The following is a 21621-nucleotide window of genomic DNA, read 5'->3' as shown; positions in this document are numbered from 1 at the left end:
GTGCCGTTTTTTTCCGTTCCGACTGGGTGGGCGTTGCCAAGGCCTCAGCTCGCTCCATTTTTCTCGGTCTCAACGGGGCTTTGCTACTTGATGTCGGGAAGTCCGTCGTTTTGTATTTCTAGCCGAGCAGCCCTATGTCAAACTCCGGATGCCATGCATGCTCGCCTGCCAAGCTCACGACTGGCTTACGGCGATTCCGGCGAAGCCGTTGCAGGCTGCGGTTCGCCCGCCTCGTTCAAGCGGCGGTTGATTTCGGCCCAGAGTTCGTCCTTGCCCTGGCCGGTTTCGGAGGAGAAGATGATCAGCGTGTCGGACGAGCGCATGTTCAGCGTGTTGCGGATCACCTTCAGGTGCTGCTGCCACCTGCCGCGGGCGATCTTGTCGCCCTTGGTGGCGACGACGACGGTGTCCAGGCCGATCTGCTTGCAGTATTCGTACATGGCCACGTCGTCTTTGCTGGGAGCGTGGCGGATGTCGACGAGCTGGATGATGAACTTCAGCTCTTTGCGGCTGGTCAAATACGTGTCGATCATCCCGCCCCATTGGCTCTTCAGCGATTTGGACACCTTGGCATAGCCGTAACCGGGAAAGTCGACGAAGTAGAGCGACTTATTGACGAGAAAGTAGTTGAGCGTCTGCGTCTTGCCTGGCCTGGAGCTCGTTCTCGCCAAGGCTTTGCGGTTTAGCATTTTGTTGATAAGAGACGACTTCCCGACATTGGAGCGACCTGCCAGGGCGATCTCCGGCAGGCCTTCCGTCGGGTACTGTTTCGGGGAAACAGCACTGATGATAAATTCGGCAGAAGTAACTTTCATCTTATTTCACCAGATCATTCTTGACCAAGGCATGGACAAGGACTTCGTTCAAATGATCCACAGGAATAAACCGCAGCTCCTTGCGTACGCTCTCCGGAATGTCGTCGATGTCTTTTTCATTCTCCTTGGGAATGATGACCTCCTGCAATCCGGCCCGGTGAGCAGACAGCGCCTTTTCCTTCAAACCGCCAATCGGGAGCACCCGTCCCCGGAGAGTGATCTCGCCTGTCATTCCTACTTCCTTGCGCACGGCAATGCCTGTCAGCGCAGATACCAAAGCGGTCGCCATCGTGATCCCGGCAGAAGGGCCGTCTTTGGGAATCGCTCCTTCCGGGACGTGGATGTGAATATCGTTTTTCTCGTAAAACTCTGGGTCGATCTTCCACTCATTGGCACGGGAGCGGATGTAACTGAACGCCGCCTGCGCGGATTCCTTCATCACGTCGCCGAGCTGCCCGGTCAAAGTGAGCTTTCCTTTCCCCGGCAGCACGCTAACCTCGACATTGAGCGTGTCGCCGCCCGTCTCGGTCCAAGCCAGACCGGTAACCGAACCGACCTGATCCTCCAGCTCAGCCAAGCCGAAGCGGTAGCGGGGTTTGCCCAGCAGCGTCTCAACGGTGTTCGGCGTCACGACCACCCGCTTTTTCTCGCCGCTGACGATCAGTTTGGCGGCTTTCCGGCAGATGTTGGCCGCCTCGCGGTTCAGATTGCGCACGCCTGCCTCCCTGGTGTACTGACGGACCACCTTGAGCATCGCTTCTTCATTGACCTGCAGCTTATCCTTGCCAAGTCCGTGTTCCTCCATTTGCTTGGGCAGCAGGTAACCCTGCATGATCTTCAGCTTCTCCACCTCGGTATAACCGGAGATGTAGATTGTCTCCATCCGGTCCAGCAAGGGACGGGGGATGGTATGCAGTGTATTGGCTGTCGTGATAAACATTACCTGTGACAAATCGTATGTCTCTTCCACGTAGTGGTCGCTGAACTTGTCGTTCTGGTTAGGGTCCAAGACTTCCAGCAGGGCGGAAGCAGGGTCGCCGCGGAAGTCGGAGGCCAGCTTGTCGATTTCGTCCAGCAAAAAGACGGGGTTGACTGTTCCTGCCGTCTTCATCCCTTGGATAATCCGGCCCGGCATGGCGCCGACATACGTGCGGCGGTGGCCGCGAATTTCCGCTTCATCGCGAACTCCGCCGAGAGAGATGCGGACGAATTCGCGCTCCAGCGCACGGGCGATCGAGCGGGCCAGCGATGTTTTCCCCACGCCGGGAGGGCCGACGAGGCAGAGAATCGGACCGCGCATGTGGTTGACCAGCTTTTGTACAGCCAGGTATTCCAACACCCGTTCCTTTGGCTTCTCCAGCCCGTAGTGGTCTTCGTTAAGCACTTTTTCAGCATTGGCGATATCGAGGTTGTCGATCGTCTTGCGGGTCCACGGCAGGGCCAGCAGCGTGTCGACATAGGTGCGGATGACGCTTCCCTCGGCAGATGTGGACGGCATCTTTTCCAAGCGTTCCAGTTCCTTCTCGATCTTGCTCCTGATCCGCTCCGGTACATCCGACTTATCCAACTGCTCCAGCAGTTCGTCCACCTCTCCGGCTCGCCCTTCCTTGTCCCCGAGCTCTTTTTGAATCGCCTTCATCTGTTCGCGCAGGTAATACTCTTTTTGCGTCTTTTCCATTTGTTTTTTCACACGCTGCCCGATCTTGCGTTCCAGCTCGAGAATATCCCGTTCGTTGCCCAGGATTCTCAACAGGATTTCCAGCCGCTCTTGAATGTCGACAGTCTCCAGAATCAGCTGTTTGTCCTGCATCTTCAGGGGCAGGTGAGAAGCGATGACGTCGGCAAGCCTTCCCGGCTCTTCGATGTCGCTTACGGATGAGAAGGTTTCCGGGGAGATTTTTTTCGACAGCTTGATGTACTGCTCAAAGTGATTCAACACGGAGCGCATCAATGCTTCTACTTCGTTCTCCCGACCCGGACTCTCTTCCAGGTATGTAATCAGTACTTGAAAATAATCGTCTTCGCGGGTAAACTCTTCTATTTTCGCCCGCTGCAGCCCCTCAACCAGAACGCGTATCGTACCGTTGGGCAGCTTCAGCATCTGTTTGACGCGGGCAACCGTCCCTACTTGAAAAATTTGGGCAGCTCCCGGGTCTTCTACTTGAACCTCTTCCTGTGTAGCCAACAAAATTTTATTGTCATCCACCATGGCTCGTTCCAAGGCCTTGATTGATTTTTCCCGGCCTACGTCCAGGTGGAGAACCATGCTAGGATACACCAGCAACCCGCGGAGCGGTAACAATGGAATCTCTCTTTTTCCACTCGCATCTTCCATGGCCATGCTCCCCCAATCCTCCTGTAAACTCTTGCTCTTCTTGGATTTGTAGCGTTTTCGTTCCATTTTAACGTAAACCGGAGACAATGTCTAATCCGCCGGACAGTTGCCGGCGGATTCCGGACAACAAAGGGCAGCCCAGACCCCAAAAAAGCCTGGGCAGCTACATCGGCAGGCTTGACGAGGCCAAGCCGTCTGCCTGGATCGCAACGGAAAACGGCGCAGCCGCCGGTTCGCCTACCTCTTCTGTTTCTTCCACCAGGGAGAGGCGAATGGCCTCCTCTACAGTCGATACAGGGATGATCTGGATCTCCTTCATCTCCTCGAAGATTGACTGCCAGTTCTCCGCAGGAATCAAGACGCGCGTCGCCCCGGCGAGCTTGGCAGCCTCCACCTTGGCGACGACGCCGCCAACCGGTTTTACTTTGCCGTGAATGCTCACCTCACCGGTCAGCGCTACCCGGTTGTCGATCGGCTTTTCCTTGATCGCCGAGTAGATCGCAGCGGCAATCGTAATACCGGCAGACGGGCCGTCAATCGGGATGCCGCCGGGAAAGTTGATGTGCAGGTCGTAATCGTAGGGGTGCAGGCCCATCCGCTGCAGAACGGTCAGGACATTTTCGATCGAGCCTTTGGCCATCGACTTGCGTCTGATCGTCCGGCTGCGCCCGCCCATCTCCTCCTCCTCCACCAATCCGGTCATCGTCACGCGTCCGCTCCCGGGGACCTGGGCAGGAGAGGCGGTCACTTCCAGCTCCATGACGGTGCCCATGTTGGGTCCGTAGACGGCCAAACCGTTGATGAGTCCGACCTGCGGCAGCTCGTGCACCTGTTTCTCCTGCCGCGGGGACTTTTGGCTGCTGTGTACGACCCATTCCACATCGGATGCCCGAATCTCCTGTCTGCCTTCGGTAAGAGCGATGCCGGCCGCAATCTGCAGCGTGTTGATCGCTTCCCGTCCGTTCGTCGCGTATAGCTGAATCACTTCAGCAGCTTCCGGCAAGACATCCATATCCATCTTTTGCGAAGCCGTTCTGACGATACTGCCAATCTCTTGCGGCTTTAACGGGCGAAAGAATATTTCCAGGCAGCGCGAACGAAGGGCTGGAGGGATGTCCTCCGGCGTGCGGGTGGTGGCCCCGACCAAGCGGAAATCCGCCGGCAGCCCGTATTGAAAGATGTCGTGAATGTGCTGGGGAATTTGCGTATTTTCTTCGCTGTAGTAAGCGCTCTCCAGAATCACTCGCCGGTCCTCCAGCACCTTGAGCAGCTTGTTCATTTGAATGGGATGAAGCTCGCCGATTTCGTCGAGAAACAAAACCCCGCCATGCGCTTTGGTAACGGCACCCGGCTTGGGCTGCGGGATTCCTGCTTGACCAAGCGAACCGGCTCCTTGATAGATCGGATCATGAACCGAGCCGATCAGCGGATCGGCGATACCCCGTTCATCGAAACGGGCGATCGTCGCATCAATCTCGACAAACTTGGCATCCTGCTTAAACGGAGAGTGAACCGTCTTCTTCGCCTCTTCGAGCACCACGCGGGCAGCCGCCGTCTTGCCGACGCCAGGCGGGCCGTAGATGATCACATGCTGCGGATTGGGCCCGCACAGTGCGGCCCGCAGCGCCCGCAGCCCGTCTTCCTGTCCGACGATCTCGCCGAGTGAGGCGGGGCGAGTCTTTTCTGAGAGCGGTTCCGTCAGGGCGACCATTCGCAGCTTGCGCAATTGGTCCACTTCTTTTCGCGACTCGCGATCGACGGACGTCTTCGAGTTCCTCTGGGTTTTGAGCAGATTCCAAAAATAAGCGCCGATGATGACACCGACGACTACTTCAATACTAGCGATGACTAAAGTCGTATACTCCATCTTGGTATTCCCTCCCATGAAATCCGTGTATGCGAGGACACGTCCGCAAAACTATATTGAGTAGTATTGCCCGCAGAGAGGGGGAGTAAACGAAAAAAGCCGCCCTTCAGTGAAAAGGGCGGCAGAAGTTCTTTAAGCCGATTCGCTTCGGACGATATCGCCTTCTTTATTCGTCAAGAGCGGCTTCGCTTTTTCGCGAACAGTCTCTTCGGTGATGCGGCACTTCTCGACATCTTCGCGAGACGGCAATTCGTACATCATGTCAAGCATGATCTGTTCGATGATCGCCCGCAGGCCGCGTGCCCCGGTGTTGCGCTTGATCGCTTCCAAAGCGATCTGCCGCAGCGCTCCTTCTTCGAATTCCAGTTCGACACCGTCGAGGCTGAGCAGCTTCTGGTACTGTTTGATCAGCGCGTTTTTCGGCTCGGTCAGGATCCGGATGAGGGTTTCCTCATCGAGCGGCTCCAGCGTAGCCATCACCGGCAAACGGCCGACAAACTCCGGGATCAGCCCGAACTTCAGCAGGTCCTCCGGCAGGACGTACTTCAGGTACTCCCCTGCTTTCAGATCGCCCGAGATCCCTTCTGCCGTATCTGCGCCAAAGCCGATGACTTTTTTGCCGATCCGCCGTTTGATAATCTGTTCGATGCCGTCGAAGGCACCGCCGCAGATAAACAGGATGTTGGAGGTATCGATCTGGATAAACTCCTGATGCGGGTGTTTGCGGCCGCCTTGTGGCGGAACGCTGGCCACCGTTCCTTCCAGGATTTTCAACAGCGCCTGCTGGACGCCTTCGCCCGACACATCGCGGGTGATGGAAGGATTTTCCGATTTGCGGGCCACCTTGTCAATCTCGTCGATGTAGATAATGCCTTTTTCCGCTTTTTCCACGTCGTAATCGGCCGCCTGGATCAGCTTCAACAGGATGTTCTCCACGTCTTCCCCGACGTATCCGGCCTCGGTGAGCGAAGTGGCGTCAGCGATGGCGAACGGTACGTTGAGAATGCGGGCGAGCGTCTGTGCCAGCAGGGTCTTCCCGCTCCCGGTCGGTCCGATCAAGACGATATTGGACTTCTGCAGTTCGACCTCTTCGATTTTGGCCCCTGTATTAATCCGCTTGTAGTGATTGTAGACGGCTACAGAGAGCGATTTTTTTGCCAAATCCTGGCCGATGACGTAATCGTCGAGGATTTTGCGGATTTCCACCGGCTTGGGAATTTCCTTCATGTCGACGTCTTCTTCGTTGCCGAGCTCTTCTTGAACAATTTCGTTGCAGAGTTCGATACATTCGTCACAAATGTACACACCTGGTCCCGCGACTAGTTTGCGCACCTGCTCCTGTGATTTTCCACAGAACGAACACTTCAACTGGCCCTTATCATCGTTGAATTTAAACATCTCTTTTCACCTCTTGTCAGGTCAATTCCTACGCGTCATAACTGCATCGACTAAGCCGTAAGCCTTCGCTTCCTCGGCACTCATAAAGTTATCCCGGTCGGTGTCCCGCTCGATGCGCTCGTACGGCTGCCCGGTTCTGTCTGCCAGGATCTCGTTCAGCTGCCGTTTTGTCTTCAGGATCCAGTCGGCGTGAATGCGTATGTCCTCCGCCTGCCCGCGGACGCCGCCAAGCGGTTGGTGGATCATCACTTCACTGTTGGGAAGGGCGTAACGCTTGCCTTTTGCTCCGCCAGCCAGCAGCACGGCGCCCATGCTGGCCGCCATCCCGACACAGATCGTCGATACGTCCGGTTTGACGTGCTGCATCGTGTCGTAGATCGCCAGACCTGCCGTCACTGAACCACCCGGCGAATTTATGTACAAGCTGATGTCCTTCTCCGAATCCTCCGAAGCTAAAAAGAGAAGTTGGGCCACGACGAGATTGGCTACTTCGTCGTCAATAGCCGTTCCTAAGAAAATAATCCGATCTTTTAACAAACGCGAATAGATATCATACGCTCTTTCGCCGCGGTTCGTTTGCTCAATGACCATAGGAATCAGCATGGCTTTGCCTCCTTTACACACTTCATTCTTATGTATAGACACCTTCCCGCGTGAAAAAAGGAAGGTGGAAAAACAAGGCACGAACTCAAATTTCGTGCCTTGTACTTAGATTATGCAGATGCTTTGCTTTCTGCTACCAACAAATCGACTGTTTTGCGCGTTTTGATGTCATGGTAGAGACCAGCCATGCCATCTTGCGAGGTGAAGATGCTGCGAAGCTCGTCTGCCGGGCGTTTGTACATCTCAGACAGTTTATTCAGCTCTTCCGTTACATCTTCATCTGTCACTTCGATGTTCTCCGCTTTGGCAATCGCCTCCAGCGTCAATGCGGTGCGGACGCGAGTGGTGGCTTCTGCGTTAAACTGGTCGCGGAGCGTGCTCTCATCCATTCCGGAGAACTGGTAGTAGAGCTCCAGATTCAGGCCTTGGAACTGCAGTCTTTGCGCAAACTCGCGCAGCATTTGATCGACTTCCTGATCGATCATGACGGCAGGAATATCCATCTCTGCATTTTCGCTTGCTTTCAGCACCAATTCCTGGCGGATGTACGTATCTTTATCGCGAACCGCTTTTTCTTCCAGGTTTTTCTTAATATCCGCTTTCAGTTCATCCAAGGTGTCAAACTCGCTGACGTCTTTGGCGAACTCGTCGTCCAGTTCAGGCAGGTTCTTGCGCTTGATCTCGTTTACTTTTACGTTGAAAACGGCCTCTTTGCCGGCCAGGTTCGGCGCGTGGTAGTCTTCCGGGAACGTGACCTTGACTTCGCGCTCTTCGCCTTTTGCTGCGCCGATCAGCTGGTCTTCAAATCCGGCGATAAAGGTTCCGGAACCGATTTCCAGGGAGTAGTTTTCCTCTTTACCGCCTTCAAAAGCGTCGCCGTCCTGGAAGCCTTCAAAGTCGATCAAAGCGATGTCGCCCGACTCTACCTTGCCGTCTTCCACCACGTACAATTCTGCGTGGCGCTCCTGCATGCGCTTCAGCTCGGCATCGACGTCTTCGTCCTTGACGGCGAAGTCTTTCGGCTCAATTTCCAGTCCCTTGTAATCGCCCAGCTTCACTTCCGGCTTCACGGTCACAGTAGCTTTAAAGATGAGCTTTTCGCCTTTGCCCATCTGTTCTACGTCTACTTCCGGGCGGTCTACCGGCTCGATCCCGGCTTCCTTTACAGCTTGTCCGTAAGCGGTCGGGAGCAAAATATCAAGGGCGTCCTGATACAGCGACTCGACGCCGAAACGCGCTTCAAACATTTTGCGCGGAATTTTGCCTTTGCGGAAACCAGGTATGTTCACCTTTTTTACAACTGTTTTAAATGCCTGATCCAAGGCCTGGTCCACTTGTTCCGGCTCTACTTCGACCGTCAAGACCCCTTGGTTATTCTCTAACTTTTCCCATTTCGCTGCCACTTAAACTTCCCCTCCTAGATTGAATCCAAGAAACATGAGCGAACCACCCGGAAGCTGCAATCTTTCCGAGTGAGAACAGTTTACCTGCCATTATAACCATTATAGTATATCACATACTTAGAGAATATCAAGAATCACCGACGCAGCTTGAAGCGTCCGCCTCGTTCCTTGACCGTTTTGCCGTGGTGGTCAAAGTACTTCACTTCTACTTCAATGCCGTCGCTGCTAGATTCCCGCTGCTCGATCACCGCACAGGTCGGAGTGGCAAACCCCCGCGGCAGCTGCAGGCTCCCCGGATTGAGAAAGAGGATCCCGCGCTCTACCGTGCACAGCGGAAAGTGGGAGTGGCCAAACAGCACGACATTGGCCCCGGTCTCCTCCGCCCGATAGTGCAGCTTCTGCAGCGAGCTTTTCACCCCGTAGAGATGACCGTGCGTCTGGTAGATCCGCAGGTCGCGATACTTGATCTGCCTGTCGAGCGGAACGCTGTCATCTGAATCGCAATTGCCCCGGACCAGCTCCATCCCGGCAAACGGCTGCCGCCTGCGGTCGACGCAAAAATCTCCGCAGTGCAAAATCAACTCGGCCGGGTGCCGGTTCACCACTTGTTTTACCTCCTGCACCAATCCGTGCGTATCGCTCAGTACGAGAATGCTCACACCTGATTCCCCCTGATCAGCGTAACTAGATTTTGCAGCGCTTTTGCCCGGTGACTGATCTGGTTTTTCACCTCGGCGGGAAGCTGAGCCATCGTGCACTTCCGCTCGGGCAGGTAAAACACCGGGTCGTAGCCAAAGCCGTTTTCGCCGGCCGGGTCGCGGATGATGACTCCCTCGCAGCTTCCTTGTGCCGTCAGAGCCGGCTCTGTACCATTCACCATCACTAGCGTGCAGCGGAAACGAGCGGTTCGCTTGTCCATGGGAACATCGCGAAGCTCATCCAGCAGCTTGCGCCAGTTTTGCTCGTCCGTCGCCTCCTCCCCGGCGTACCGGGCCGAGTAGATGCCAGGTGCCCCGTCGAGTGCGTCAACTTCCAGCCCGGAATCGTCACCGATGGCGGCAAGTCCTGTATAGGCAAAGATCGTCAGCGCCTTTTTCAAGGCGTTCGCCTCAAAGCTGTCACCGTCCTCGACGACCTCTGGCGCTCCAGGAAATTCGTCCAGGCCTGCTACTTCCCAGCCCAAGGGGGCAAGCATCTGCCGCAGTTCACGCACTTTCCCCTGGTTTCGGGTTGCCAACACGACTTTTCTCACGGATGCTGCCTCAGCCATTTGTTCTGTCTCCTGCAGGACGCGACGTCTGAGCCTGGGCAGCCGGTTCCGGCTGCGGCGGGGCGAACAGGACGACTTCGCCAAGTACCTGTTTTTGGATGTCGATCAGCTGCAGCACCCCGTGTTTGGCCAAATCAAGCAGTTCCTGCAGCTGCTCGCCGCTGAACGGAGACTCCTCGCCCGTCCCCTGCAGCTCAACGTACTTGCCGGTACCGGTCATCACTACGTTCATATCGACGATCGCGCTGGAGTCTTCCTTGTAGTTGAGGTCGAGTACGGCCGATCCATCGATGACGCCGACGGACGTAGCCGCGAGGTAATCGGTGAGCGGGAAGCTTTTCCAGACACCGCTGTCCACCAGTTTGCGCATCGCGTCCACCATCGCCACAAAAGCGCCGGTAATGGAAGCGGTGCGCGTCCCGCCGTCAGCCTGGATCACATCACAGTCCAGCCAGATGGTGCGCTCGCCCATCGCCTGCAGCTGCACCACAGAGCGGAGCGCCCGCCCGATCAGGCGTTGAATCTCCATCGTCCGTCCGCCCACTTTCCCTTTGGACGACTCACGGGCATTGCGTGTTTCCGTCGCTCTCGGCAGCATCGAATACTCCGCCGTCACCCAGCCCTTGCCGCCCCCCCGCATGAACGGCGGCACCCGTTCTTCCAGTGAAGCGGTGCAGATCACTTTGGTGTCCCCCACTTCAATCAGGCATGATCCTTCCGCGTGCTTTATGTAATTGCGCGTGATCGTTACCGGGCGCAGTTGGTTTGGTTCCCGTCCATCCACTCTCATTGTTCGTCCTCCTATGTATCGTCGGTCATCTTCTGCGCTTCAAAAGTCGTGACACCCGGCTGCCGGTCCGCCTGAGAGGGAAGCCGGCCGCCTGCTGCTGCGACGCTTTTCATATTATACCAAGGCAATGGTGCTTCTGCCACTCGTTAGGCCAATTCGGTACATCCCCTGTTCGGCTTCCGCGCCTGAGCATTGGTCTGGATATAAGGAAAAACCTGAGCAGCAGCTCAGGCCTGTTTGTATGACGATTGACCAAGGGTTGTACTCTTCACGATACAACCCTTTGTTTTCGAGGGGGATAGCCGCTTCCAACGAACGACGCTGCTCCCTTTCGAGTACCGTCGGGATCATCTCCTGGCTTTCCCTTCTCCCGCAAGCTTTGCCGATCCAAGATAAGCCTCTTTTACCTGTTCGTCGTAAAGCAGTTCAACTGCCTGGTTTTGCAGGACGATCCTGCCCGTCTCAAGAATGTAGCCACGGTGGGAAATGGCCAGGCTTTGGCGGGCATTTTGCTCCACCAACAGGACGGTTGTGCCCTGCTGATTAATCTTCCTGATTGTCTGAAACATGTTCCTTACAATTACCGGCGCCAGACCGAGGGAGGGCTCATCCAGCATGAGCAATTTCGGTTTTGCCATCAATCCGCGGCCGATGGCGCACATTTGCTGCTGCCCCCCGGACAGAGACCACCCCAGTTGGTCCAGCAAGCGTTCCAGATCGGGAAAAATCGCGATAACTTCATCGATTCCTTGTTGGATCTCTCGCCTGGACGCCTTGCGATTTGACGTTCCCAACTGCAAGTTTTCCCTTACCGTTAACCCGGGAAATATTTTTCTGCCTTCTGGCACATGGATAATCCCCAGCTTCGCAATCTGTTCTGCATCCATTCCTTCAATGCGCTTTCCCATAAACTGAATGGTACCTTTGATGGGATGGATCAAACCGGATATCGTCTTCAGCGTTGTCGTCTTTCCCGCTCCATTTGAACCGAGCAGCACCACGATCTCCCCTTCTTCCACATGGAGAGAGACATCCTTTAAAGCGACGATTTCCCCATATCTGGTTTCGATATCAGCGAGCTTCAGCATGGGCAAACTCCTCCCCCAGATACGCCTTGATCACTTCAGCATCATTCAACACCTGATCGATGGATCCCTCGCTGATCTTCTTGCCAAAGTCAAGAACAGTCAGGTTGTCTGCCACTTCCACCACCAGATCCATATCGTGTTCGATCAGCAAAAGCGTCAGACCCAGTTCATTCAACCTTTTGAGCAATAGAACCAATTCTTTTGTTTCCTCCGGATTCATGCCGGCAGCCGGTTCGTCCAAGAGCAAAAGCTCCGGTTCTGTTGCCAACGCTCGGGCAATTTCCACCATCCGCTGCTGACCGTAGGACAAATTCTTCACTTTCTCGTGAAAATGGGTAAACCCTACGAACGCCAGCGCTTCTTCTGCCTTCGCTCTTATTCGCTCTTCTTCTTGCCGCGCCGGTTTGCTGCCGAATACGATTCCCATCAAACCGGACTTGCTTCTCACTTGTGCGGCGATCATGACGTTGTCTATCACCGTCAGTTCAGGGAAGAGCCGAATATTTTGAAAGGTCCGGGATATACCATTTTGCACAATCACATGAGGCTTTTTGTTGGTCATCTCTTTTCCCTTAAAACGGACCTGCCCGCCAGTAGCCGAATAGAGTCCGCTTAGCACATTGATCACCGTTGTCTTTCCGGAACCGTTCGGCCCGATCAGGACGTGAATTTCCCCTTTTCGCACCTGAAAATCAACGCCGTCCACGGCCTTTACCCCGCCGAAATGCTTTTTCAGCCCGACGGCTTCCAGGAGGACAACCGAACGATGGGTATCTGCTTTCTCCAACGCCGCCGCCGTTACCGGATGCTCATCCCAGGCCTTCTTTGCTTGGCGTTCTCTGAGAAAGGAAAGTTCCAGGCCGCGGGGAAACTTTATCTGCTGCACGTTGTCTGATTTGGTTTGCCTGCCCGTGCGGATTCTGTGATACGTCCGGGAGAGCAATCCCCAAATCCCATCCGAAACGAACACCATCACGATGATAATCAAACCGCCGTAGACGGCCAAATAGTATTCTTTAAAGGCGCGGAGCCATTCCGGCAGCCAGGTCAGCAATATGGTGCCGAGCATCGTGCCGATAATTGATTCGGCCCCGCCGGCAATGGCCATGGCAAAGAACATGACGGATTGTTCAAAGACGAACGTCTGCGGGCTGATATACCCGTAGCTGGCCGCAAATAAAAATCCGCCCAACCCGGCCAGCCCGGCACTGATGGAAAAGGCGAGCATTTTCATCTTAAACAGATCGATCCCACAGGCGGTTGCGGCCAGTTCATCTTCCCGAAGGGCGAACAACGCACGTCCCAGCCGCGAGTGTTTCATTTTGAAGACCAGGTAAACCGCAGCGAGCAGTACCACAAGTCCAAACCAATAGTAGGCCGTATCGTTGGTCAATCCGAAGGGGCGGGGAATGTTGCGTATCCCGTCGGCACCACCCGTAAAACTGTGCCAATTGTGCAGGACCAACTGGATTATCACCTGAAAACCAATGGTCACCAGCGCTAAATAGTGGGTGACCAGGCGAAGCGAAACCGCTCCCAAAAATAGTCCGACGAGGAGCGGAACGAGAATAGACAGGAGAGCGCCAACCCATACAGGAAAGCCGTAGAGGGAACAGGCAATGGCAATCGAGTACGACCCTAAGCCAAAGAAAGCGGCTTGGGCGAGTGTGATTTGACCAGCATACCCGAGTGCGACCGTTAAGCCCAGCGTCGCGATGCAAAAGGTGACGCTTTTGATCATCGTCGTCATGTAATAGGCACCAAGCCTTCCGCCCGGCAGCAAAAACGGCGCGACAGCGGCCAGCACCACCAGCAGGAGAATGCCGATTTTGGCCAGATTCCCCATTGGTTGCATGCTTTTACCACCTTGCTTCTTTTCTTTATTCAATAGGTCGTCACATCCTTTCTGTACGGGCTGTTTACGCTTTCTGTCCCACTTTTTCTCCGAAAATGCCGGAAGGACGGAAGATCAGAAAGAGCACCAACACGAGAAACGCAAACGCATCTTTGTATGGTCCTGAAATGTACGCCGCAGCAAACGTTTCGATGACGCCAATCGCAAGCCCGCCCATAATCGCTCCTTTTACATCACTTAATCCGCCAACGATCGCGGATGCGAACGCTTTCAATCCGATCATGGGTCCCATGGTATGTGTGATCATAAAAACCGGAGCCACGAGGATGCCGGCGATACCGCCGAGAGCGGTGCAGTAAATAAAAGTTATGGCGTGCATCCTGCTCACATTGATCCCCATCAGCCTGGCCGTGTCGGGATCCTGGGCCGTTGCCTGCATCTGCTTTCCGATCATCGTCTTTTCGAAAAAAATGTATTGAAACAGGAACAACAGGAGCGCAAATCCCAGAATGGCCAAATACTGCGTCGATATGGCGACTTCGCCCAGTTTAATCGTGTCTACCGTAAACAAGGTTGGCAGTTTCTGGGGGTACGGCCCGTATATGAGTAAAAAGACGCTTTGCAGTACCATCGATGCGCCAAGCGTGCTGATCATCACCGGAAGAAACGCTTTTTTCCGGTTTCGAAACGGGCGGTAGACCCCTAATTGAAACAAATAGCCGAACAGACCGATCACAATCACGCCGACCAACAATCCAATCCAGATCGGCAAACCTAGAGCGGATACCAGCGTAAACGTGATAAATGCCCCCATCATGGCAAAATCGCCTTGGGCAAAGTTCACCACATTGACTGCCACATAGACCAAAACAAACCCCAGTGCCACCAGCGCGTATATGCTTCCCATCGCAAGCCCGCTTACCAGAAGTTGAAACGGCATATTTAATGCGTCCATTCAAACCCTCCTTCCGCCCTTTGCGGAAATGACCGGGGAGCCCGGCGGGGCCGCCCCGGCAAACCAACCTGAGTACTCATTTTTGCGTCACAATTTTCCCGTTTTCCACTTTTACAATCGAATACGAGTGCAGCCCGTCTCCGTATTCATCAAAGGAGTACGTACCTTCCGCTCCTTTGTAATCTTTGATGTTCAACATTGCCGTGCGAATCGCCTCGGGATCGGTCCCATTTTCCGCTATAATCTTGCTGAACATATGCAGGGCGTCATAGGCCCAGGCGGTATAAACATCAGGGTTTTCGCCGTATTTTTTCCTGAACTTCTCTACGAATGCGATGGTTTCCGGGCTTTGGTCCAACGCAAAATCGTTGACGCTGTACACTCCGTTCAATTTGTCTCCCGCCAGTTTCAACGTGACTTCCTGGGCGATGGAGGGCGATCCAATCAATTGCACGTTTAAGCCCAGTTGACGTATCTGATTGACCATTTGCGCAGCGTCTTCCGAATTGGTCATGTAGGTGTTGACCGCCTCCGCCCCGGACTTGCGGATATTTTCCAGGAAAGGCGTAAAGTCTTTGGTGCCGGTGGTGTATCCCTCCACGTCAACCGGTGTGATCCCCTTCTTTTTGTAGTTTTCCAAGAGCAGGTCCTTGCCGCCCGTTCCAAATGCATCGGTGTCATAGACGATGGCGATTTTCTTCAACCCGAGCTTGTCGGCGGTAAAATTCGCAATGGACTCAGCTGCATAGCCGTCATGCGGGCGGAAACGGAAATACCATTTGTTTTTCAACTCTTTTGTCAGTCCGACATTCGTTCCGCCCATCGCGACCGGGACACCGGCCTTCTTTACGAATTGGTCCATCGCTTTGTTGTTGGTGCTGCGAATCGAGCCAATCACCGCAACAATATCGGGATCGGCAACCAGTTTTTGAAACGCAGAGACGGAACCTTCCTGCGTCCCAAGATTGTCTTCAATGACAAGCTGCAGTTTTTTGCCGCCTACGCCGCCGTCCGCGTTGATTTCCTCGACAGCCAATTCCGCGCCCATTTTTTTAAATTTGCCGGACAGGGCGGACTTGCCGGACAGATCAGCGATCATGCCGATTTTTACGATATCTCCTCCCCCCGACTGACTGCCGGATCCGGCAGAACCGCTGCTGCCGCAAGCGGTTACAACAAGCGTCATGGCGACTGTGACGGCCGCAAAGAGAGCGCGGATTGATTTTTTCATACTTTCTCCTCCTTGTCATTTTTGTAGAGAACCGGATCCTTCGACATCCTACATCACTTCATACACCCCCAGGAGTTTTACTATATAAAACTCAGTTTTACATTGAGTATTATAAAAAAACCGGATGTGACCGGTTTTAGTAAATATAGTCAGTTTATTCTAATTGTTCTGATATTATCTTATCAGAGCATGTGAAGGCTGTCAATAACAAAATCATTCAGCTGCAAGGTGCAGATTTCCCGCCGGCGCGGGACCCGCTATACAAACAGTACAGCGGCCCGATCGCCGTGGGAGGGTATGACCGACCTCTATTCACTGGTCGGGATCTGGTAGGTGTCTATCCTATCTTTAAAGGAAGATTCTGCTGTATTTGTTTGTCTCAGTCATGCAGGTCAGAACGAGATCGCATTAATGCGGCTGGGCCTGGTGACCGGTTTGCTGTAGTCGTTTGCCCCTGCAGTGGCAAGCGGCTGTCCTTCCACCAAAACCTGTACCTTCTTGGCGCCCGTATTCTCCGTCAGCGAAAGGACGAGTGACTCCATCGCTTCCGGATGTGCCTCTTTTCCGGAGTCGTACTTCAGCACTTCGCCGCTGAGATTCACCGTGACGGTGTCGTCCTTCTGCTGCACATCCAGTACCTTGGTTGTTCCCAGGAATGAACTGAAGAGCAGGGAGCCTTCCTTCGGCCCTTTGATCAGTTCTTCAAGCGCCGCTTTGGCGATGTTGTCCGTCTGCGGAATCAACCGCGTCACCGGAACGTAGTAGGTGCGTTTGTCGTCAATTTGTCCCTGAAAATAGACAGTAACCGCACTGGTACGGCCAGGCACAGCGTTCTCCGTAAGCTCCAGATTGATTCCGTGGGCGTGATCCAGAACAGCGGGAATCGGCGTCTTGTCGACCGGCATTTCCCGCAGCGGAGTGCCGTTGACCCAGATCGATACGTTTTTGACCGACGGGAACTGGGTCAACGCGCCGACAATGGCGTCCAGAATGTTGTTTTCATCCTTTGCCTCGTACTTCCTAAACTGCGGGGAAAAGTCGACCGTGGCTGTACCATTCTTGATATTGAGCCCTTTGATTTCGGTCCCCTGCGGCAGCACCGCATGGAATCCCGACGGAAGCAGATTTTCCACCGGGCCGCCTTTTACCATGTAGTTCAGTACCTGTTTGGCCTTTCCTTCGGATGCGGGCAGGGCCAACGAAACGGGAACGACATAGCCATTGGCGTCCTCCAGGTACACGGTCTGCTGTTCCACGGCCGGCGCATTGCTCCGTTCCTCGTCTTTTCCTTCAACGACTGGTCCGTCCGGGCCGAACGGCTGGGCAACCGTCTCCGTTACGGGCGGAACGTCAATACCGGTCTTACTCGTTTCCTTTTCCGGTCCAAAAAGGCTGCAACCGCTCATTAAAATCGCACTCATGCCAAGCGCGGCCGTCACTTTGCCGATCCGCTTTATCCTCATGTTTCCCATCCCCCTCGACACACTTTGTACTACTATGTATACGAGCAGGGCTTGGGTTTATGCTTTGAATCAACCTAGATAAAGCGGCTCCAGCTCACGCCGTTCCAGCTCCAGCGGGCGGCCGAGCCAATTCTCGCCAATTTGCCGGAAAATTCCCTCCTCGCCGCTGGTAAAAAAGCGGTGTTTGGGCACGTTCAGCTCTTCATCCGGAGCGAGTATGCCTTGCACGGACAGCAATACGCCGAGTTCCTTTGCCGTCTCCTCGGCGGAGTTGATCAAGGTAATGTGGCTGCCCATCACCTGCTGAATCAAGGGAGCGAGGAGCGGATAGTGGGTGCAGCCAAGAATCAGCGTATCGACATCTTCCGCCTGCATCGGCGCCAATGTTTCCGCAACAATCTTTTGTGCCTCATCCGTCTCCTGTAAACGGTGTTCTACCAGCGGAACAAACGGAGGACAAGCCAGCCCTACAGTATATAGATCGGGCTGCACTCTTTTCAAAGCCCGCTGATAAGCTCCTGTGCGAATGGTTGTTTCTGTCCCAATAATCCCAATTCTTCCTGTTACTGAAGCGGAAATCGCCGCTCGCACCCCAGGCTCTATTACGCCGATAACCGGCAGGTCGAGCTGTTCACGCACCTTGTCAAGCACTACAGCTGTCGCCGTATTGCAGGCAATCACTAACGCTTTCATCGGATACTGCAGCAAAAACTGAATCATCTGATTCGTAAAAGTCCGTATCTCTTCAGCTGTTCTTGATCCGTACGGGCAGCGGGCGTTGTCCCCGAAGTAGATGATTTCTTCCCGGGGCAGCTGCCTCATTACTTCCCGTACAACGGTCAAACCGCCAACACCCGAATCGATAATGCCAATTGCTCTGCGTTCAATCATGGTTAGTCTCCTTTGATAACAGGATGCGATCCGTGCTACTACGATATGCCGCTAGATTTAGACGGGTACTCCCATTTTAATACCGAGACGCGTAATCCGCAAAGGTCTGTTAACCAAATTTGGGCTGTTTTCATATCGTAAAAGGAACATAGAGAAGGAGGAATCGCGTTGAAGTCGAATGTTCAGCAGTTGATCAATTGGAGCGAATGGGGGCGCCAATGGATCGATTACTTGCAGAGAAAAGCTGAGCTTCCCCGCGGGGCGGAGCAGGACCTGCACAGGTTTGCCGCTGCTTTCACCGAAATTGGCCGGCGGGCTGCGTCATTTCAACTGCCGGATTCGGAAGTGGAATTCGCCCATCTGACGGCGAAGGCGGAAGAAATTCAGCGAAACTTTCACAGGTTTTTGCGGCATGTGCACGAGCATCAATCGAGTGAGAGGAGTGAACAGCTCAAGCGGAGGGAAGCGGTGCCAATCGGCCGCCCGGTCCCAATCGGACGCCACACCCTTCCTGAGCTGCCCTACAGCTACGATGCCCTGGAGCCTTACATCGACGCCGAAACGATGCGGATTCATCACGATATCCTGCACCGTAACTACGTCAACGACCTGAACACGGCGGAAAAGATGATGGCTCAGGCCCGCGAGGATGACGACTACGACCTGATCAAACACTGGGAGCGGCAGGCTGCCTTCAACGGCGCCGGCCATTACCTGCACACGCTTTTTTGGGAGATCATGTCGCCTGACGGCGGGGGACTTCCCGAAGGTGAATTGGCAGACCAGATCGACCGTGACTTCGGCTCGTTCGAAGCGTTCCGGCGCCACTTCTCCAAAGCGGCAGAAAAAGTGGAGGGCGGGGGCTGGGCGCTGTTCGTCTGGTCGCCAAGAGCGCAGCGCACCGAGATTCTGCAGGCTGAAAAGCACCAGAACCTGACCCAATGGGAGTCCATCCCTCTCCTGGTGCTCGACGTATGGGAACATTCCTATTTTTTGAAGTATCACAGTGAGCGGCCGAAGTACATTGAAGCTTTTTGGAATATCGTCTGCTGGCCCCATGTGTCCGAACGCTATCAGCAAGCGCGCCGCTTGCGCTGGCAGCCGTATTGATCGGCTGCCTTCGCTTCATCTCGTATACCCCGGCGGATCGGGCACTTCTCCATTGTACGTCTTGACCCAGTAAAAAAGCGGATCCATGGGCGGATAGACGACATGCACGTACTGAATCGTTACGTCTTCAAGTCGAAGCTGATCCGGCAGGGCAAAACGGACCTGGAATGTTTTCTCCAGCTTAAGTGCGAACATCTGAATCTGGCTGTTGTCCGGCGTGTTGGGGTTCTGATCAACGACCCTCGACACCTCGTCTGTCAGGTCGTAAAAAGCCGGATCAGGCTTGGCTTCCTTTATCTGGGTCACGTGAACTTCGCTTCCCTCCGGTAGATGAAACACAATGAAATCAGTCCAGAAGCTGTCCGGATCGAGCCGTCCCCTCCACTTGCCTTCCAGCAGATAGGCATCCCCTTCCCTGGTCACCTGCAGATCAAGGGATTGTGGCGTGGTCTCGTAACTAAACCATTTATATAGAAAAAACACGCCTGCAAAGACGGCCAGCGGCACACCTACCAGGATCAAACCCAGCACACGGTGCCGCTTGAAAACAAGAACGCCGCCCGCCAGCGACATCAGCAGCAAAAACAAGAACAGAAACACGATCATCATCAGGCTCATGTGGTTCTCCCTATACCTAGATATTCTATGTATATTGACAAAAAAACGGAGCGGGCAGCCGGATTGCTGCCCAAAGCTTAGTCAAGCCTCATCTGCTGTCTCCCCCACCTGCAGCCAATGCCGGCCAGACTGGAAAACAACAGGGTAGCCGCTGCGCATGCGATCAGAAACGGCGTGGTAAGCAGCGGTCCAAACCAGTCTCTGGGCAGAACCTGGAGCAGCACCAAAAACATGAACAAGTAATTTAACGTGAGCGGAAGCCGCACCATTTTCTTCATATGGCGCTCAGCTGTCACACCATACCTCTGTCCCAGGCAATAGCCGAATGCAAGCCAGGAGGTCGCATAGCCAATCAGAATCTCTGTTTTGTACTGCGCGATCAAGGAGAACAGCGGCCAGGCGTTCTTTTCCCCCCAGACGGCCTGGACCGCCAGTACGAGAATGCCGCCGAGAAACAGCAGACCGTTTTGCAAGAGCATTGCCCTGCTGAAGTAATCGGCTGAAAAAGGGCGAATGCCGCGAAAGCCGTTGGCTACCTCGAGCGGACTGCCAAGTTCGGACAAGGCCCGGGAAGTCGCCTCCTGCTCGGACAGGCCGCTGGCCATCAGCTGGCAGATCGCTTCGTCTATATGGCTTTCCAATTCGGCGAGTGTCTGCCTGCGGTCAAGGCGCCTGGGCAGGTTGGCGGCGACAGCGTACAGGTATGCTGTTTTCTTAGCGTTCATCGGCCGGTCCCCCCAGCACTTTCCCCATCACGGAGACAAATCGCTGCCACTCGCTCGTCTGTTCCTGCAGCCGCACCCTTCCTTCCGAGGTGATCGCGTAATACTTGCGATCCGGGCCCCGCTCCTGCACTTTCCAATAAGATGAAATCAGCCCTTTTTGCTCCAGCTTCTGCAGGGCCGGATAAAGCGTGCCCTCCTTGAACAGCAAGCTGGCATCGCTGCGCCTTTCCATCTCTTTCGCAATCTCGTATCCGTACATGTCTTGCTCGCTTAGCAGCTGCAAGATCAAAAGGGAACTGCTCCCCTTAACCAGTTCGCGGTTAAACATCGGGATCACCTACATAGAAATTCGATATATAGGGAAGTGTAGCCGATACCTGCTGTTTTTACAAGAGTTTCATTTAGCGGCCGATTGAGTGGCTTCCTTGTTAATCCAAGGCTGAGACATGGCGAAATTTAACAAAGCTGCCGATTCTCCAAATGCCGAGGTAAAGAAGGGCCATGAACATCGTCAGTACGGTCAGCTCGAGATAATCCATGCTCTTGAAGTACTGGGCCAACGCGATTCTGATCGCGATGATCGCAAGAATGACGAATTTGAAATTCTTATTCGGCTTTGAATAAACCAGCCCGTCCTCTCTTCGCTCATACGCCGTTTGGCTAAGCATGATCATACCGAACAATATGCCCAATACACCGGCGATCAGCAGCTCCCAATAGGGAGGAAAGTGGAAGGGCTTCCCTGGTATATGCGTGATTTGGTACAAGCTAAAGGACATCAGCGGAATCACCACTAAAATTGGCGCCAATATTCCGAAGCCATTTCTTTTGATCGGCTGCTTCCTCCCTCTGCTTTTCATCCAGACCACGAGCCCGATCACCAGGACTACTATAAATAAAGAAACAATCGATTGCATGTGACTCCACCCTTTCTTATCCGAATTGAGATTAATCGTGATTCGTTCCGTTATGCCGACCAGCGAATGACGTAACAGCGGGAGACCAATTGATCGGCATAATGGCAGTCAGAATGTATATGGTGTATTATATCACTTAATACACATAATGCAACTAGTACATAAAAACAAATAGCCCCGTTATTCCGATAGGCAACGGGATGCGTTTGCCGGGACCCCTATGCCGCTGCCCTGCATCATTCAACAAAACGCGGCAGGCTGGAGCTTACTCTCAAGCTCCAGCCTGC

General features: G+C 54.2%; 20 protein-coding genes. 1 reads left to right on the top strand and 19 read right to left on the bottom strand.

Features of this window, described 5'->3' with window-relative positions:
• Positions 1 to 185: 185 nt before the first annotated feature.
• From yihA to racE, 15 genes are all read right to left on the bottom strand, one after another.
• Entirely contained in the window at positions 186 to 815 is a 630-nt protein-coding gene (gene yihA / locus ACI7RC_RS25095) for a ribosome biogenesis GTP-binding protein YihA/YsxC (protein WP_408110918.1), read from the bottom strand.
• Position 816: 1 nt separating this feature from the next.
• Complete coding sequence (gene lon / locus ACI7RC_RS25090; protein WP_408110920.1) at positions 817 to 3150, bottom strand: endopeptidase La; 2334 nt, start codon at positions 3148 to 3150, stop codon at positions 817 to 819.
• A 163-nt stretch (positions 3151 to 3313) separates the two neighbouring features.
• Positions 3314 to 5017, bottom strand: a complete 1704-nt coding sequence (gene lonB, locus ACI7RC_RS25085; RefSeq protein ID WP_408110917.1) for an ATP-dependent protease LonB — start codon at positions 5015 to 5017, stop codon at positions 3314 to 3316.
• Positions 5018 to 5149: 132 nt separating this feature from the next.
• Complete coding sequence (clpX, locus tag ACI7RC_RS25080) at positions 5150 to 6415, bottom strand: ATP-dependent protease ATP-binding subunit ClpX (RefSeq protein WP_408110916.1); 1266 nt, start codon at positions 6413 to 6415, stop codon at positions 5150 to 5152.
• A 21-nt stretch (positions 6416 to 6436) separates the two neighbouring features.
• Complete coding sequence (gene clpP, locus ACI7RC_RS25075; protein WP_408110915.1) at positions 6437 to 7018, bottom strand: ATP-dependent Clp endopeptidase proteolytic subunit ClpP; 582 nt, start codon at positions 7016 to 7018, stop codon at positions 6437 to 6439.
• A 110-nt stretch (positions 7019 to 7128) separates the two neighbouring features.
• On the bottom strand, positions 7129 to 8421 hold the full coding sequence (gene tig / locus ACI7RC_RS25070; RefSeq protein WP_408110914.1) for a trigger factor: 1293 nt from the start codon (positions 8419 to 8421) through the stop codon (positions 7129 to 7131).
• A gap of 134 nt (positions 8422 to 8555) precedes the next feature.
• Positions 8556 to 9080 (bottom strand): metallophosphoesterase family protein, encoded by a 525-nt coding sequence (locus ACI7RC_RS25065; protein WP_408110913.1) that lies wholly within the window; start codon positions 9078 to 9080, stop codon positions 8556 to 8558.
• Positions 9077 to 9691, bottom strand: a complete 615-nt coding sequence (locus ACI7RC_RS25060) for an XTP/dITP diphosphatase (protein WP_408110912.1) — start codon at positions 9689 to 9691, stop codon at positions 9077 to 9079. Before ACI7RC_RS25060 ends, ACI7RC_RS25065 begins: the two co-directional genes overlap by 4 nt.
• Positions 9684 to 10481 carry a ribonuclease PH gene (gene rph / locus ACI7RC_RS25055; protein ID WP_408110911.1) on the bottom strand — a complete coding sequence of 266 codons (798 nt, stop codon included), beginning with the start codon at positions 10479 to 10481 and terminating at the stop codon, positions 9684 to 9686. The genes ACI7RC_RS25060 and rph overlap by 8 nt, the downstream gene beginning before the upstream one ends.
• 347 nt (positions 10482 to 10828) lie before the next feature.
• Positions 10829 to 11569, bottom strand: coding sequence for an ABC transporter ATP-binding protein (locus ACI7RC_RS25050; protein WP_408110910.1), 741 nt, complete (start codon positions 11567 to 11569; stop codon positions 10829 to 10831).
• Positions 11553 to 13424, bottom strand: coding sequence for a branched-chain amino acid ABC transporter ATP-binding protein/permease (locus ACI7RC_RS25045; protein WP_408110909.1), 1872 nt, complete (start codon positions 13422 to 13424; stop codon positions 11553 to 11555). Before ACI7RC_RS25045 ends, ACI7RC_RS25050 begins: the two co-directional genes overlap by 17 nt.
• Positions 13425 to 13488: 64 nt before the next feature.
• The gene (locus ACI7RC_RS25040; protein ID WP_408110908.1) at positions 13489 to 14379 is read right to left on the bottom strand and encodes a branched-chain amino acid ABC transporter permease; all 891 of its coding nucleotides are present in this window, start codon (positions 14377 to 14379) and stop codon (positions 13489 to 13491) included.
• A gap of 76 nt (positions 14380 to 14455) precedes the next feature.
• A complete protein-coding gene (locus ACI7RC_RS25035; protein WP_408110907.1) occupies positions 14456 to 15610 on the bottom strand; it encodes an ABC transporter substrate-binding protein in 1155 nt (384 codons plus the stop codon).
• 392 nt (positions 15611 to 16002) lie between these two features.
• A complete protein-coding gene (locus tag ACI7RC_RS25030) occupies positions 16003 to 17073 on the bottom strand; it encodes a GerMN domain-containing protein (RefSeq protein ID WP_408110906.1) in 1071 nt (356 codons plus the stop codon).
• A gap of 69 nt (positions 17074 to 17142) precedes the next feature.
• Positions 17143 to 17964 (bottom strand): glutamate racemase, encoded by an 822-nt coding sequence (racE, locus tag ACI7RC_RS25025; protein ID WP_408110905.1) that lies wholly within the window; start codon positions 17962 to 17964, stop codon positions 17143 to 17145.
• Between the two features lie 168 nt (positions 17965 to 18132).
• Between racE and ACI7RC_RS25020 the strand changes: the two genes are divergently transcribed.
• Positions 18133 to 19074: a superoxide dismutase gene (locus ACI7RC_RS25020; RefSeq protein ID WP_408110904.1), complete on the top strand. Its 942-nt coding sequence runs from the start codon at positions 18133 to 18135 to the stop codon at positions 19072 to 19074.
• Positions 19075 to 19089: 15 nt separating this feature from the next.
• On the opposite strand, the gene ACI7RC_RS25015 is transcribed toward ACI7RC_RS25020, so the two are convergent.
• From ACI7RC_RS25015 to ACI7RC_RS25000, 4 genes are all read right to left on the bottom strand, one after another.
• Entirely contained in the window at positions 19090 to 19692 is a 603-nt protein-coding gene (locus tag ACI7RC_RS25015; RefSeq protein ID WP_408110903.1) for a hypothetical protein, read from the bottom strand.
• Positions 19693 to 19769: 77 nt separating this feature from the next.
• Positions 19770 to 20417: a permease prefix domain 1-containing protein gene (locus ACI7RC_RS25010; RefSeq protein ID WP_408110902.1), complete on the bottom strand. Its 648-nt coding sequence runs from the start codon at positions 20415 to 20417 to the stop codon at positions 19770 to 19772.
• Positions 20407 to 20745 carry a PadR family transcriptional regulator gene (locus ACI7RC_RS25005; protein WP_408110901.1) on the bottom strand — a complete coding sequence of 113 codons (339 nt, stop codon included), beginning with the start codon at positions 20743 to 20745 and terminating at the stop codon, positions 20407 to 20409. The genes ACI7RC_RS25010 and ACI7RC_RS25005 overlap by 11 nt, the downstream gene beginning before the upstream one ends.
• A gap of 100 nt (positions 20746 to 20845) precedes the next feature.
• Positions 20846 to 21334, bottom strand: coding sequence for a CcdC protein domain-containing protein (locus ACI7RC_RS25000; RefSeq protein ID WP_408110900.1), 489 nt, complete (start codon positions 21332 to 21334; stop codon positions 20846 to 20848).
• Between the last annotated feature and the right edge of the window lie 287 nt (positions 21335 to 21621).

It is taken from the genome of Brevibacillus sp. B_LB10_24 (assembly GCF_046036945.1).
Classification (GTDB): domain Bacteria; phylum Bacillota; class Bacilli; order Brevibacillales; family Brevibacillaceae; genus Brevibacillus_C.
This window is presented reverse-complemented; position numbering and strand designations above follow the sequence as displayed.

Coding starts and splice junctions, on each gene's coding strand:
- yihA (WP_408110918.1), bottom strand. CDS start 815: ATGAAAGTTACTTCTGCCGAATTTATCATCAGTGCTGTTTCCCCGAAA.
- ACI7RC_RS25050 (WP_408110910.1), bottom strand. CDS start 11,569: ATGCTGAAGCTCGCTGATATCGAAACCAGATATGGGGAAATCGTCGCT.
- ACI7RC_RS25010 (WP_408110902.1), bottom strand. CDS start 20,417: ATGAACGCTAAGAAAACAGCATACCTGTACGCTGTCGCCGCCAACCTG.
- lonB (WP_408110917.1), bottom strand. CDS start 5,017: ATGGAGTATACGACTTTAGTCATCGCTAGTATTGAAGTAGTCGTCGGT.
- ACI7RC_RS25015 (WP_408110903.1), bottom strand. CDS start 19,692: ATGAGCCTGATGATGATCGTGTTTCTGTTCTTGTTTTTGCTGCTGATG.
- ACI7RC_RS25060 (WP_408110912.1), bottom strand. CDS start 9,691: ATGGCTGAGGCAGCATCCGTGAGAAAAGTCGTGTTGGCAACCCGAAAC.
- clpX (WP_408110916.1), bottom strand. CDS start 6,415: ATGTTTAAATTCAACGATGATAAGGGCCAGTTGAAGTGTTCGTTCTGT.
- racE (WP_408110905.1), bottom strand. CDS start 17,964: ATGATTGAACGCAGAGCAATTGGCATTATCGATTCGGGTGTTGGCGGT.
- ACI7RC_RS25005 (WP_408110901.1), bottom strand. CDS start 20,745: ATGTTTAACCGCGAACTGGTTAAGGGGAGCAGTTCCCTTTTGATCTTG.
- clpP (WP_408110915.1), bottom strand. CDS start 7,018: ATGCTGATTCCTATGGTCATTGAGCAAACGAACCGCGGCGAAAGAGCG.
- ACI7RC_RS25030 (WP_408110906.1), bottom strand. CDS start 17,073: ATGAGGATAAAGCGGATCGGCAAAGTGACGGCCGCGCTTGGCATGAGT.
- rph (WP_408110911.1), bottom strand. CDS start 10,481: ATGAGAGTGGATGGACGGGAACCAAACCAACTGCGCCCGGTAACGATC.
- ACI7RC_RS25035 (WP_408110907.1), bottom strand. CDS start 15,610: ATGAAAAAATCAATCCGCGCTCTCTTTGCGGCCGTCACAGTCGCCATG.
- ACI7RC_RS25000 (WP_408110900.1), bottom strand. CDS start 21,334: ATGCAATCGATTGTTTCTTTATTTATAGTAGTCCTGGTGATCGGGCTC.
- ACI7RC_RS25045 (WP_408110909.1), bottom strand. CDS start 13,424: ATGCAACCAATGGGGAATCTGGCCAAAATCGGCATTCTCCTGCTGGTG.
- lon (WP_408110920.1), bottom strand. CDS start 3,150: ATGGAAGATGCGAGTGGAAAAAGAGAGATTCCATTGTTACCGCTCCGC.
- ACI7RC_RS25040 (WP_408110908.1), bottom strand. CDS start 14,379: ATGGACGCATTAAATATGCCGTTTCAACTTCTGGTAAGCGGGCTTGCG.